This is a genomic window from Streptomyces hebeiensis (assembly GCF_052983195.1).
Map to the genome: position 1 here is coordinate 4080343 of NZ_CM129812.1, position 13372 is coordinate 4093714.

Below are 13372 nucleotides of genomic sequence, written 5' to 3' on the forward strand. Positions count from 1 at the left end.
CGTTCCCGGAGGCGGTTCAGCCGCCGGCGTCCGGCTCGCCCGGTGTGTTCCCGGTGCCGCCGCCCGCGATCGCCGTCAGTTGCGCCAGGCCGTCGATCCGCCAGTCCGCCGCCGCCACGACCTCGGGGGCGTCCGCCCACAGGTGGCCCCACGGCCCGCGCCGCAGATGCGCCGTGCGCAGGCCCGCCGCCCGCGCCGGGAAGAGGTCGTACGCGGGGTGGTCACCGACGTACACCGTCCGCTCGGGCGCCGTGCCGGCCACCTCGATGACGCGTGCGAAGAACTGGGGCGAGGGCTTGGCCACACCCCATTCGGCCGAGGTCGCCACGAGGTCGGCGGGCAGGCCGAGACCACGCAGCAGTTCACCGGCCCGGTGGGTCTGGTTGCCCGCCAGGACCACCCGGACGCCGAGCGCGCGGACGTCGGCCAGGGCGGACCGTACGTCCGGGTAGAGGTCGCTCTCGTCCAGGTGCTCGCCGTGCCCGGCCGCCTCCCGGGCCCGGTACGCCTCGTCCAGGTCCAGGCCCGGCCGGAGGAGCCGCAGCGCGTCGCCGGCGTCGTGGTTCCGTACGGTGGCGGCGCCGACGAGCGCGGAAACGGTGTGCCGGGGGACCCCCAGCCAGTCGGCCCACGAAGCCCACTGGCGGTCGTCGCGGACGAGTGTCTCGCCGATGTCGCACACGATGGTTTCCATGGTCGTCAAGGGATCAACCATCGGCCCCACTCCCGGTGTTGGATCACGGGACACGCTCTGCCCATTGTCAGTGGCGGGCCGTAGCCTAGTACCCATGTCCGCATCCTCACCCACTTCCTCAGACGACCGTGTGACCGACCGCGCCGCCAACGCCGCCGCCGACGGTGGTGCCGCTGCCGCTGCGGCTGCGGCTGCCGCCACGGCCGCCGTTCGCTCCGCCGCTGTGGTCAACGCGGAGATCCGGGCCCTGTGGGGCCGGGCCGGCGGTGCGCTCTCGCCTGCCGAGCAGGAGCACTATCAGCGCCTGCTGGTCGAGTGGGCCGCCGCCGTCCGGGCCGATGTGGTCGAGGCGGCCTGACACCGGCCCGCGGCGGCTTTCGTCAGCCCGCGGCGGGATGTGGTCATGACCTTGCTCAGGATGGCGTAGAGTTGTGTTCACCGACGCGGGGTGGAGCAGCTCGGTAGCTCGCTGGGCTCATAACCCAGAGGTCGCAGGTTCAAATCCTGTCCCCGCTACTTGTAGGGCGAAGGCCCGGATCCTCAGAGGATCCGGGCCTTCGCTGTTGTCCCGGCGCACACCGCCCCGTATGGGTGCGCCGCCCGCCGCGGCCCCGACCGGCCGGCCGCTCCATCAGTCGTTTTCCGACCGCCCCGTTGTCCACGTATTGGATGCTTCGCCCACTCGGCGGACGGCGGGTCGCGGCTCGGGCGAACAGCGGCCAGCCTGGATAGGCAGGGCGCGGTACCGTCCGCAGCCGCAGGCGGACCGGCAGGAGACCTTTCGTGGGGATGCTGACGAAGCTGCGAGAACGCGCCGGCCGTGTCGGCGGTGCGAACGCCGGGGGCGGGCGGGGCTCCGACGCGTGCCCGGACGAGGGCCGCGCCGGGCGCGGGCCGCGCGGGCAGGCAGGGCGGACCGGGTCAGGAGCCGGCCCGGGGGCGGGCTCCGGCTCGAACGCGGGCTCCGGATCGGGCGCCCACTCGGGCTCGGGCTCGGGCTCGGGCGACGACCGCGGCGGCCTCGGCGGACACCACCTCGGTGGTCTGGGCGGTGGCTTCGGCGGCGGACGTGGCGACAACCCCGGCAGCGGACGCGGCGGTCATGCCCGGAGGCCCCGCCGGGGCGCCGCCGCCGGGCGCAGGCTCGTGCGCTACCTGCCCGCCCTCGTCATCGTCGCCGGGACGCTCTACGACTACTTCACCCCCGCACGCATCTCCGCGTCCCCCCTCTTCGCCGCGGCCCCGCTGATCGCCGCCCCGTTCTACTCCCTGCGAGGCACGCTGCTGGTGGCCGTGGCGGCGCTGGCCGCCGAGTCGGGACTGCACCTCTACGCCGGTGCCGGGGACCAGGCCCAGAGGATCAGCGGCCTGCTGACCGTCCTGGTCGTCGCCGGCCTCGCGCTGTACATCAACGGTGTCGTGCGCCGCAGCGGTCAGCGCCTCGCCTCCGCCCGCATCATCGCCGAGACCGCGCAGCGCGCCGTGCTGCCCCGGCCCGCCGAGCGGATCGGCGGGCTGCGGGTCGCCGCGCGGTACGAGGCGGCACAGGAGGGCGCGTTCATCGGCGGTGACCTGTTCGCCGTTCAGGAGACGCCGTACGGGGTGCGGCTGGTGGTCGGTGACGTACGGGGGAAGGGGCTGGTGGCGGTCGAGGCCGTGGCCGTCGTCATCGGAGCCTTCCGGGAGGCCGCCGAGCAGGAGACGTCGCTGGAGGGGGTCGCGCGCCGGCTGGAGCACTCGCTGACCCGCGAGATGCTGCGGCGGGAGGGGCTGGACGCCGCCGAGGGCTTCACGACGGCCGTCCTCGCCGAGATCCCGCCCGACGGGGCCGTCGTCCGGCTGGTGAACCGAGGACATCCGGAGCCGCTGCTCGTGAACGGCGACGGCGCGGTACGGACCCTGGCTCCCCGCGACACCGCGCTGCCGCTCGGGATGAGCGAGCTGGGCGGGTGGCCGGACCGGGTCGAGCAGGCCGCGTACCCGCCCGGCGCGACGCTGCTCTTCTACACGGACGGCCTCTCCGAGGCGCGGAACGCCCAGGGGGTGTTCTACGTCCCCAGCGAGCGGCTGGACGGGCGGGTCTTCCAGGGGCCCGACGAAATGCTCCAGGCGCTGATCGACGACGTACGGGTGCACACGGGCGGCGGCAGCCAGGACGACATGGCGCTGCTGGCGGTCACCAGACCCCCCGAGGGGGCCACGGAGCGCCGCCGGACCATACCGATCGTGCTGTGACGGCCCGCGGGGACCGGACGGGCGGGGGCGCCGTGACGATCAGGTCGGTGCGCCGGACACCGACGGGCATCGCGAGGCGCCGTCGGACCGCGCGGGGCCGCCCGGCTGCCGCCACCGGGCACAGCCGGGCACTGCCGGGCACCGCCGACCGCCGGCAGTCGCCATCGGGCACCCATGGGCACCGTACGTAATCGAAAGATCTCCCTCCGCATAACAGTTGACATACCGTCAGGTTTGTTGTCGTCCCCAAAGAGCGGTCAACTCGCCCTGTTGTGCCCGCGTATGCGCTGGTGCGTCCGTTGCGAAGTTGTTAACGATCACTGGGAACAGCTTGGAATAAGGCCCCGACGTCTATTAACGTTCGATAACGCAGCGCGGTCGTCCCAGTCGTCGCCAGAGACGACGCCGTGCGCGGCGCCGAATCCCGCAAGGAACCGGGGAACCACCACATGGGGTGAATCGGACGTCTTTTGCCGCCCTGGCGGCCGAAGCGTCCGTAGGAGACCTTCCTGCTCCGAACCCGTCAGCTAACCCGGTAGGCGAGAAGGAAGGAAAGGAGCACGCCCCAGTGGCGTCCAACAAGCCTGCCCCCGCGGCCACCATCGAAACCCACTCCTTCGCGGCGACGGACGCGACGGAGTCGGAGGCGACGTGGGGGGAGTGGAATCCCACCGCGGAATCCATTCGCCCCGTCCGCGGCAGGCACCGCGTCACCAGCAAGCGCAACGGGCTGGCCCGCAGCTCCACCGTCCTCGGCGTCGGCGTCATCGCCGCCGTCGGCGCGGGTGGCATCGCCACCGCGCAGGACAAGCCCGCGGTCTCCATATCCCTTCCCGACGCCATCGCGGACAACCTTCCGGACGCCTCCTCCCTGCCGGGCATGGGCTCGCTGGCGACGGACGACTCCGAGACCGAACTCCTCGCGAGCGCGCCGCTCACCACCGCCGGGCTCACCGCGGAGGACGCGGAGCAGGGCACCGCCGACGCCGGCGAGGCGCTGCGCGCCCGTATCCTCCAGCAGGCCGAGCAGCAGCAGTCCGCGGCCGAGGCGGCGCGGCTGGCGGCCGCGGAGACGGCGGCGGCCAAGAAGGCCGCCTCGGACGCCGCCAAGCAGCAGTCGCAGGCCGAGAAGGAAGCCGCCGAGGCGAAGAAGAAGGCCGAGGAGGAGGCCAGGGCGAAGGCGGAGGCCGAGCGCCTGGCCAAGCTGGCCGCCAGCTTCTCGCTGCCGACCTCCTCGTACACACTGACCTCCACCTACGGTGAGTCCGGCTCCCTGTGGTCCTCCGGCTACCACACCGGCCTGGACTTCGCCGCCCCGACCGGTACGCCGGTCAAGGCGGTCCACGGCGGCACGATCAAGTCGGCCGGCTGGTCCGGCTCGTACGGCTACCGGACGGTCCTGGAGCTCGACGACGGCACGGAGATCTGGTACGCCCACCAGTCCTCGATGACCGTCAGCGCCGGCCAGAAGGTCACCGCGGGCGAGGTCATCGGCCGGGTCGGCGCGACCGGGAACGTCACCGGCGCGCACCTGCACCTCGAAGTGCACACGGCGGGCGGCTCGGGCATCGACCCGATGGCCTGGCTCCAGAGCAAGGGCGTCACTCCTTGATCCCGCGAATCCCCGGATCCTCGTAATCCCCGGATCCCCGGATCCCCGGATCCCCGTGATCCTCGGATCCTCCTGATCCACAGCGACGTCCCCGCCCCGGAGGGCCGGCCGCACACCGCGGACCGGCCCTCCGGCGCGTGGCCGTCTGCTGTCGGTCGCCGGTCGCCGGTCGCCGGTCGCCGGTCCTCGGCCCTCGGTGCCGTCCGTCGGCAGTCGGCAGTCGGCCATCCAGTCGTCACCGGCCCCCACCGCTAATGGCGGTAGGGGTTGTAGTCCTCGTAGTCGACGTACTGGGGCGGTACGGCCATCCGGCCCGTGGCCCGTGCCGCATACGTGAGCGCGGGCCCGGCCGTGTCCCTGCGCTGCCACAGGTGGTGGAGCAGCTCCTGCTCGCGCGCCACGAAGTCCGGCTCCGCCGAGCCCCGGTGGGCCCGGTGGCGCAGGAAGGCCAGTGAGGTCGCGAACGCCTCGTACTCCCCGACCGAGCGTGCCGCCGCCGCGCCGTACGTCCGCCCCGCGAAGTCACGTGCCATCGTGCGCGCCCGCATCGAGGAGAGCGCGTGCGCCGCGGCGGGGGCGAGCCAGCCGGCGGCGGCGTACGCGGGCAACTCGGCCGCTATCGTGCGCAGCTCGCGCTGCCGGGTCCATATCGACAACCAGGTCAGCAGCGCGAACACCGGTGCCATGAAGGCCCCGTAGACGATGTAGAAGCCGAACGGTCCGAAGAGGCCCGTCGAGCCGTTCCACAGGGCGTGCATGCCCATGGCCAGCGCCAGGCCCAGCAGCGGCAGGACGACCCGGCGGACCCTGCGGCGCCCGGCGGCCGCTGCCGCCAGCCCGAATCCGATGCCGGTGAGCACGGTGAACAGCGGGTGTGCGAACGGGGACATGACGACCCGCACGAAGAAGGTCGCGACCGTGACGGAGGCGAGACCCGAGCGGCCCATGTTCTCGTCCTCGCCGAAGGCGTTGCCGAGATACAGCACGTTCTCGGTGAAGGCGAAGCCGGTGGCGGTGAAGCCCGCGATCACGACGCCGTCCACGAGCCCGGTGAAGTCGCGCCTGCGGAAGAGGAAGACGAGCAGGACCCCGGCCGCCTTGGCGCTCTCCTCCACGACCGGCGCTATCACCGTGGCGCCGAGTGATTCGGCGCTCGCCGGGTCGGCGGTGGCGGTGGCGATCCACTCCGTCGCGAAGGAGTTCGCGATGATCGAGATCAGGGCCGCCGCGCAGGCGCCCCAGGAGAAGGAGAACCACAGGTTCGCCCAGGGGCCCGGCTCGACCCGGTCCAGCCAGCGGAAGGCCGCCAGGAGGAGCGGCACCGGCAGGACCGCCAGACCGAGGCCCACGACGAAGCCGCGCGTGCCGGTCTCGTCGCGCACGAGCGCCAGGATCAGCAGCCCGCAGAGGGCCAGCAACGTGAACACGGCGGCGGCCCGGAACGCTCCGTGCCGCCAGAACGCGCGGCGCGGCCGATAGCGCCCGCGGCCCGCGGCCGGCACCGCGGCCCACAGGTCACCGTCCCGGAGCTGCCGCTCGTACACGGGCATCTCCGGGCGGCCGTGCGGACCGGTGGGGCCGGGGGGTTGAGGATGTGGTTCTGACACCTGACGACCCTAACGACGACGACCGACATCGTGACGACCGACATCGTGACGACCGACATCGTGACGACCGACATCGTGACGACCGACATCGTGAGACGGACCAGCGCCATTGCCTTCGGTCACACCTGGGGCCGTGCGCCCAGGGGCACCGCCAGAGGCGCACGGCCGGGCTCACGCGTCCGCCGCCAACGGGTCCCGGTCACTCCGCGAGTGGCCCCTCGGTCCGGCGGAACAGCAGGTCGTGCACGACATGTCCCTTCTCCAGGCCCTGTCCCTCGAACCGGGTCAGCGGACGGTACGCGGGGCGTGGCGCGTAGCCGCCACCGGGCGCGGTGTTCTCGAAGGCCGGGTGTGCCGTGAGCTCCGCGAGCATCTGCTCGGCGTACGGCTCCCAGTCGGTGGCGCAGTGCAGGACGGCGCCGGGCTTGAGCGCTCCCGCCGCCAGCGTGAGGAACTCCCGCTGGATCAGCCGCCGCTTGTGGTGCCGCTTCTTGGGCCACGGGTCGGGGAAGTAGATCCGCAGTCCGTCGAGGGACGCGGACGGAACCATCTCGCGGAGCAAGATGATCGCGTCCCCGTTCGCCACGCGTACGTTGGTGAGTCCGGCGCGCTCTGCGAGACCCAGCAGGTTGCCCTGGCCCGGCGTGTGCACGTCGACGGCGAGGATGCCGGTGTTGGGGTCGTCGGCGGCCATCCGCGCGGTGGCCTCGCCCATCCCGAAGCCGATCTCGAGAACGACCGGCAGCCCCCCGAACATCTCGTCCAGGTCCAGGACCCGCTGCCCGTCGATGTCCAGGCCCCACACCGGCCACAGCCGCCGCAGCGCATCGCCCTGGCCCGCGGTGACCCGGCTGCGACGCGGCTGGAAACTGCGGATGCGCCGCTCGAAGTGCGACCCGGCGGGATCGGCGGCGGGCCCGGACCCGTCCGGGAACATCCGGCTCATCATCCGGTCGCCGGCGCTGGGCGCCGCACCGGTCGGTCGGCCGGTCTCGGTCGGCTGGGCCGTCTCGGCCATGTCAGTCATCTCGGTCTTCTCGTGCTCGGCCACAGTGCTTCCGATTCTACGGAGACCGGGCCGCCCCCTGTTTTCCCCTGTTTCTCCAGCTTTCTTCTGCTTTCTCCCGTTCCCCTTCCGGTCGTCGCCCTCCTCAGCCCGCGGTCAGCAGCTCCAGTGTCCGGCGGGCCACCTCGCGCCCGATGGGCAGGGACGCGGTGGCCGCGGGCGACGGGGCGTTCAGGACGTGGATCGTGCGCGGGCGCCGGGCGATCAGGAAATCGTCGGCCAGGGTGCCGTCCCGCAGCACGGCCTGGGCGCGTACGCCGGCCTCCGTCGGCCGCAGGTCCGCGTCCTCGACCGCGGGCAGCAGCCGCCGCACCGCCGTGGCGAAGGCGTGCTTCGAGAGGGAGCGGTGCAGCTCGCCCGCCCCGTATCGCCAGTGCCTCCGGGCTATCCGCCAGGCGCCCGGCCAGCCGAGCGTCCCGGCCAGCTCGGCCGGGCGTACGTCGGACCAGGCGTACCCCTCCCGGGCCAGCGCCGGAACCGCGTTCGGCCCCACGTGGACCTGTCCGTCGACGCCCCGGGTCAGATGCACCCCCAGGAACGGGAAGGCCGGGTCCGGCACCGGATAGACCAGCCCCCGGACGAGACCGGGCCGGGCCAGTTCGAAGTACTCACCGCGGAACGGCACGATCCGCATCTCCGGCTCGTCGCCCGCCAGCCGCGCCACCCGGTCGCAGTGCAGCCCCGCGCAGTTCACCAGCGCCCGGGCCCGGACCACCTGGCCCGTCGCCGTCCGGACCGCGATGCCCCAGGGGCGGCGGTCGACGGCCGCGACCTCCGCGCCGTACCGCACGGACGCGCCCGACGCCTCCGCCGACTCCGCGAGCCGGCGCGCGACCGCCGTGAAGTCGCACACACCGGTCGTGCCGACGTGGATGGCCGCGAGGCCGCGCACCTGCGGCTCGTAATCGGTGATCTGCGCGGGGCCCAGCTCGCGCACCGGGATCCCGTTCTCCCGGCCGCGCTGGACCAGGGCGTGCAGCCGGGGCAGCTCGTCCCGCCGCGTGGCGACGATCAGCTTGCCCGTGATCTCGTGCGCGATGCCGTACTCGGCGCAGAACTTGACCATCTCGGCACCGCCGCGCACCGCGTACCGCGCCTTGAGCGAGCCGGGCCGGTAATACACCCCGCTGTGGATCACTCCGCTGTTGCGGCCCGTCTGGTGCCGCGCGGGCCCGTGCTCCTTCTCCAGCACCACGATCCGGGTCCCGGGGGCGGCACGAGTGATGGCGTACGCCGTCGACAGACCGATGATCCCGGCACCGATCACCAGCACGTCGCAGTCGAACCCGGCGCGTCCGCCCATCGCCGTCACCTCCCACCCCGATAGTGCACTGGCCCGCTGACAACGCGCTTAAACCCGAGAGCGCGCCGGTTCGACAGGAAAACGGGGGAGCCGGACCGCCGGGGGCCGTCCGGCGGCCGGGCGGTGACCGTGTGGCGACCGGGCGGTGGCCGATCGAGCGCGACCCGACGCGGTCGGAGCCGTCGAGCCGCAGCCGTGGCATCACAGCCGTCGAGCCGCAGCCGTGGCGCCGCAGCCGTGGCGCCGCTCCGTCGTGCCTCAGCCGTCGGCCGGGCGGCCCCGGGCAAGGCCGGGGCGACCGGGCGGCCCCGGGCACGGCCGGGGCGACCGGGCGGCCCCGGGCACGGCCGGGCACGACCCGGTGCCGACGGTCGCGCACGCCCGGCACCGCCGGATGGGCCGGTGCGTCCCGCCCGTTACGCCGGTGCCACCAGCAGCGGGCGCGCCCGCTCGCGCAGTTCGACCACGCGCGGCTCGTCCCCGTACGGCTCCAGGCGGTGCAGCAGGTCCCGTACGTACTCGGTCGTCCGCGCCGACGAGATCCGCCCGGCGACCTCCACCGCGCGCGTGCCCGCCGCGCAGGCCGCGTCGAGATTGCCCGACTCCAGCTCGGCCACCGCGCTGACGACCAGGCGCAGGCCGTGCGAGCGCACGAACTCCTCCGTCGGTCGGGACAGCGCCTGCTCCGTGAACTGCCGCACCTGGCGCGGTGCCTTCAGGTCGCGGTAGCACTCGGCCGCGTCCGCCGCGAAGCGGTCGTACGAGTAGAAGCCCAGCCACGCCGGGTCCGCGTCGCCGTCCCGCGAGCGCTCCAGCCAGCCCTCGGCCGCCTTCAGGGCCGCCCCGGCCGCCACCGCGTCACCCGCCTTCGCGTGCGCGCGCGCCTCCACCAGCCGGAAGAAGCTCATCGTGCGCGCCGTGGCCAGGCCCCGGTTGCGCTCCAGCGCCGCCTGTGCCAGGTCCACGCCCTCGTCCGCGAAGCCGCGGTAGATCGCCTGGAGCGCCATCGAAGCGAGCACGTAGCCGCCCAGCGGTACGTCGGCGGCGGCCCGGGCCAGGCGCAGGGCCTGGATGTAGTAGCGCTGTGCGGCCTCCTGCTGGCCGGTGTCGAAGGCCATCCAGCCCGCCAGCCGGGTCAGTTCGGCCGTCGCCCCGAACAGGCCCCGGCCCACCTCGTCGCTGTACGCCCCGAGGAGCAGCGGCGCGGCGTCCACCCGCAGGCACTCCGGCACCATGGACGAACGCCAGTCCCCGCCGCCGTACTTGGAGTCCCAGCGGCGGGCGTCGGACGCGGCCTCCCGCAGCTTGGCGACATCGCTGTGGCCCACGCGCAGCGCGGATATCTCCCCCTGCGCGCCTCCCGCGCCCGGACCGGCGCCGTCCGCGCCCGGTCCGCCCCCGCTGCCCCCGGCGCCTCCGCCGTGCGCTCCCTGCGCCGCCTCCGCGACGGCCGTGTCCCGGGCCACCGAGGAGTCGGCGGGGGTTATCAGCCAGCGAGAGGCGGGAGTGGCGTAAGCGCTCACTGCGAAAGATCCGGCCAGCGACTGCCAGATGCCCCCGCTGCCCGCGCGCCGGCCCGCGAGGTCCAGCCGGTACAGCTCCGTCGCCGCGTGCACCGCCGCCCCGACGTCACGCGGGAAGGCCAGCCCGACCTCGGGGGCCGGATCCGCGTCGGCGAGGCCGATCTCATGAAGCGGGACGGGGCGTCCCAGTTTCGCCCCGATCGCGGACGCGATCAGATGCGGCGCCGCCCCCTGCGGCACCATCCCCTTGGACACCCAGCGGGCCACCGACGTCTTGTCGTAACGAAGGGTCAGACCGCGCTGGGCGCCGAGGTCGTTGACCCTTCGGGCGAGGCCGGCGTTGCTGATTCCCGCGAGGGCGAGAACAGTGCCGAGTTTTTCGTTCGGCCCGCGTTGCTCCCTGGACATGCGCCACCCCTCGACACAGACGGCCGCCGCGTCCGCGGCATAGGCGCGCGGCATTCGTAAACCCAGCGTAGTTCGACACATCCCGACCGTTAAGGGGCGGACTTCCGTATGGCGGGATTGTTGTCCGTGCCTCCGGGGGGCGTCGCGGGGCCGCGGGGCCCTTACCGGGGCCCCGTGCTCCGCCTGTGTGGCCGTGCGCCCGGCCGTGCGCTCTTCACCTGGATCAAGAGGGGGCGCTTCCATGAGACCTGCGTGGGTCGGCCCACTGCGTACTGGAACCAGTGGGCTGGGGGATACCGCCGCCCCAATCCCCGCGGGCGGCGGATCGGTCCGGGAGGCGTGCCGCGCCTTCCGGACCGAGCGCGCGCCGGCGTCGAAGCGCCGTGCGCGGCACGGAGATTGGCCGAATCATGCCCATCGGGCGAGGGTCATGTCTTCGCCATGTGGCGAATGCCAGGGGCGCATTCCTCTCGTCACCCGCGCTTCCGTAGCCCCTCCTGTGCGCTGTTGTCATGGCAGCATGTTCCCGAACGGCTCCGGTACGGGCTCGGGTCCGGCCCGGCAGCCGAGGCTGACATGACGGACGGGGCGGACGCGACGGCACGGACGACACGTCGGGACCGTTGTACGTGGCGGACACGGCGGGATCGTCGTACGCGGCGGTTCGGTCGAAGCGACGGACGTGGCGGGACCGGTCGACGCGGTGGACGCGCCGGCGCCGGTGACGTGACGCACGGCCTCGTCCACAGGCTGTGGACGCGCGAACGTGGAGGCGGCGATGCGCTGGTTGGTGGGGTGGAGCAGTATCGCCGCGCGCTTCGGGACGGCCGGATCGGTCGGCCCGGTGGACGACATCGGCGACGGCGGCGGCACGGTGCACCCGGTCGGTTCCCAGCTCCTGTGGGGCGACCCGGACCCGCTGTGGGCCGTCGGCGACTGGCGGCCCGACGAGGTACGGGTCGTGACGGTCGACCAGTTCACCCGGCTCGCCGTGCTCGGCTCGTGCGGGGCCGGTGACGAGGAGCTGCGGGTCGGCCTGTTCGCGGCCCGCGGCGGGGCGCTGCGCCATCTGACCGCCTGGCCGGGCAGCTACACGGCGGTCGCCCAGATCGGCCGTCGGGTCACCGTCGTCGGTGACCTGGCCGGCGCCCGGCCCGTCTTCTACACGCCCTGGGCGAACGGCACGGCGTACGCGACGGCCGCCCTGCCCCTGGCCGACCTGATAGAGGCCCAGCTCGACATCGGGCACCTGGCGGCGCTGCTGGCCTGCCCCGAGACCCCCGAGGCGCTGCGCGACTCCACCCCGTACGAGGGCGTGAAGCGCATCCCGCCGGGCCACGCGCTGGTCCTGCGCGAGGGCTCGCGCGAGATCACCGGCTACGAACCGGTCGCCTCGCTCGCCGTCGCGGGCCCCCAGCGGGACCCGGACCTGGCGGTCGAGGGCGTACGGGACGCGCTCGTCGACGCCGTACGGGCCAGGCTCCTGGCGCCCCGGCACGCGCCCGAGACGACCCTGCCGCCCGACCCCGGGCCCGTCCCCGGCATGGGCCCGGCGGACCGGCGCGCGGCGCGCGGGGCGCCGGTGCCGGGCATCGGCGCGGACCTGTCCGGCGGCAGCGCGTCCGCCACCCTCGCGCTGCTGGCCGCCGGGCTGCCCGGCGCGCCCGGCACCGTCCTCGGGCACGGCACGGGCGCCGGGGAACGGCTGCTCGCCGTCACCTTCAACGACCTGTCCTCCGCCGGACACGACGAGGCCGAACTGGAACGGGCCCGCGTCATGGCCGCCAACCCCCGGCTGCACCACGTCGTCGTCCCGGCGGGCGACGAGGCGCTCCCGTACGCCGAACTGGAGGGACCGCTCACCGACGAGCCGGGGCCGTCCCTGGTCACCGCCGAACGGCACCGCCGCCGGCTCGCTGCGGGCAGCGCCGACCACTTCACCGGCGGGGGTGCGCGCGAAGTGCTCGACGCGCACCCCGCGCGCCTGGCCGATCTGCTGCTCGACCGGCGCAGACGCCACCTGCTGCAGCCGGTCACCGCGCTCGCCCGGGCCGAAAGACCCTCGCCGGCCTCGGTGTTCATCCCGCTGACCGTCTACCGGGCCGCCCGGCGCCTGGCGCGTACGCCGTACCGCACCGGCCTCGAAGAGGCCGCCGCCCGGCTGCCCGAGGCCAACAGGGCTCCGCTGTCCGCCGCCGCGAACGGCCCGCTGGGCGCTTCGCTGGCCGCCATGACCTGGTCGAGACCCGGGCCCGCCGCGCGCTGGCTGACGGGTGAGGCGCTCGCCGAAGTATCGGTTCGGCTGACGGGCGCGGCGACCCGGCCGACCTCCGTCCAGCGCCCCGGCGAGGCGCGCGCCCGCGCCGCGCTGGCCCGCCACGCCGCCGACCACCGGGTCTTCGAACAGGCCGCGGAGATCCGCAGCCAGCGCCTGCACGCCCCCTTCCTGGACAACCAGGTCGTACGGGCCTGCCGTGAGCTCCCCGAGGCGCTGCGGGTCCAGCCGGGCGCCCGCGCGGAGATCCTGCGCACCGTGCTCGCCGGAGCCGGTATCCACGACCTGCCGCCGGGCTGGGGCGCCACGTCCCGCCCGAGCGAGGCCGCGGCGGCCCACACGGGCCTGCGGGCGGCCGTCGGCGCGCTGATCACCCTCTTCGACGCGCCGCTGCTGGCGGACGCGGGCCTGGTGGAGGCCCGTGTCGTACGCAAGGCGCTGCGCGCGGCGGCGGAGGGCGAACCGGTCCCGCTGGACGGGATCGCGGACCTGGTCTCCACGGAGTTGTGGCTGCGGCGGCTGCTGGCGCGGCGCGGCACCTGCTGGACGGGGACGGCGGCGCCGAGGCAGCGCGCGGTGGCGGGCGGAGTGGTGCCGAGGCCGTCGCTGCACGGGTGAACGCGGCCGCGGGCGTCGGGAGCGCGGGACG

General features: G+C 74.2%; 9 protein-coding genes, 1 tRNA gene and 1 riboswitch. Of the genes, 5 read left to right on the forward strand and 5 right to left on the reverse strand.

Annotated features, from left to right (window positions below; genetic code table 11):
- Positions 1-16 precede the first annotated feature (16 nt).
- On the reverse strand, positions 17-694 hold the full coding sequence (locus tag ACU6P3_RS17805; protein WP_447197936.1) for an HAD family hydrolase: 678 nt from the start codon (positions 692-694) through the stop codon (positions 17-19).
- Between the two features lie 94 nt (positions 695-788).
- Between ACU6P3_RS17805 and ACU6P3_RS17810 the strand changes: the two genes are divergently transcribed.
- The 4 genes from ACU6P3_RS17810 (at position 789) to ACU6P3_RS17825 (ending at position 4541) form a co-directional block, all read left to right on the forward strand.
- The gene (locus ACU6P3_RS17810) at positions 789-1052 is read left to right on the forward strand and encodes a hypothetical protein (protein ID WP_447193173.1); all 264 of its coding nucleotides are present in this window, start codon (positions 789-791) and stop codon (positions 1050-1052) included.
- Positions 1053-1136: 84 nt separating this feature from the next.
- Positions 1137-1210: transfer RNA gene (locus tag ACU6P3_RS17815), tRNA-Met, on the forward strand.
- A 267-nt stretch (positions 1211-1477) separates the two neighbouring features.
- Complete coding sequence (locus ACU6P3_RS17820; RefSeq protein ID WP_447193174.1) at positions 1478-2929, forward strand: PP2C family protein-serine/threonine phosphatase; 1452 nt, start codon at positions 1478-1480, stop codon at positions 2927-2929.
- A 405-nt stretch (positions 2930-3334) separates the two neighbouring features.
- Positions 3335-3486: riboswitch (cyclic di-AMP (ydaO/yuaA leader) on the forward strand.
- Positions 3487-3497: 11 nt separating this feature from the next.
- Positions 3498-4541: a M23 family metallopeptidase gene (locus ACU6P3_RS17825; RefSeq protein ID WP_447193175.1), complete on the forward strand. Its 1044-nt coding sequence runs from the start codon at positions 3498-3500 to the stop codon at positions 4539-4541.
- Positions 4542-4792: 251 nt separating this feature from the next.
- Here ACU6P3_RS17825 and ACU6P3_RS17830 read toward each other — a convergent pair whose 3' ends face one another.
- The 4 genes from ACU6P3_RS17830 to ACU6P3_RS17845 all read right to left on the reverse strand — a co-directional run bounded on the left by ACU6P3_RS17830 (position 4793) and on the right by ACU6P3_RS17845 (position 10448).
- A complete protein-coding gene (locus ACU6P3_RS17830; protein WP_447197937.1) occupies positions 4793-6091 on the reverse strand; it encodes a PrsW family intramembrane metalloprotease in 1299 nt (432 codons plus the stop codon).
- Between the two features lie 256 nt (positions 6092-6347).
- Positions 6348-7097 carry a tRNA (guanosine(46)-N7)-methyltransferase TrmB gene (trmB, locus tag ACU6P3_RS17835; RefSeq protein ID WP_447197938.1) on the reverse strand — a complete coding sequence of 250 codons (750 nt, stop codon included), beginning with the start codon at positions 7095-7097 and terminating at the stop codon, positions 6348-6350.
- Positions 7098-7299: 202 nt separating this feature from the next.
- Positions 7300-8517: an L-2-hydroxyglutarate dehydrogenase gene (gene lhgD, locus ACU6P3_RS17840; protein WP_447193176.1), complete on the reverse strand. Its 1218-nt coding sequence runs from the start codon at positions 8515-8517 to the stop codon at positions 7300-7302.
- Between the two features lie 416 nt (positions 8518-8933).
- Positions 8934-10448: an NsdA family TPR-like regulatory protein gene (locus tag ACU6P3_RS17845; protein WP_447197939.1), complete on the reverse strand. Its 1515-nt coding sequence runs from the start codon at positions 10446-10448 to the stop codon at positions 8934-8936.
- Positions 10449-11226: 778 nt separating this feature from the next.
- On the opposite strand from ACU6P3_RS17845, the gene ACU6P3_RS17850 reads away from it, so the two are divergent.
- Positions 11227-13341 carry an asparagine synthase-related protein gene (locus ACU6P3_RS17850; RefSeq protein WP_447193177.1) on the forward strand — a complete coding sequence of 705 codons (2115 nt, stop codon included), beginning with the start codon at positions 11227-11229 and terminating at the stop codon, positions 13339-13341.
- Positions 13342-13372: the final 31 nt, after the last annotated feature.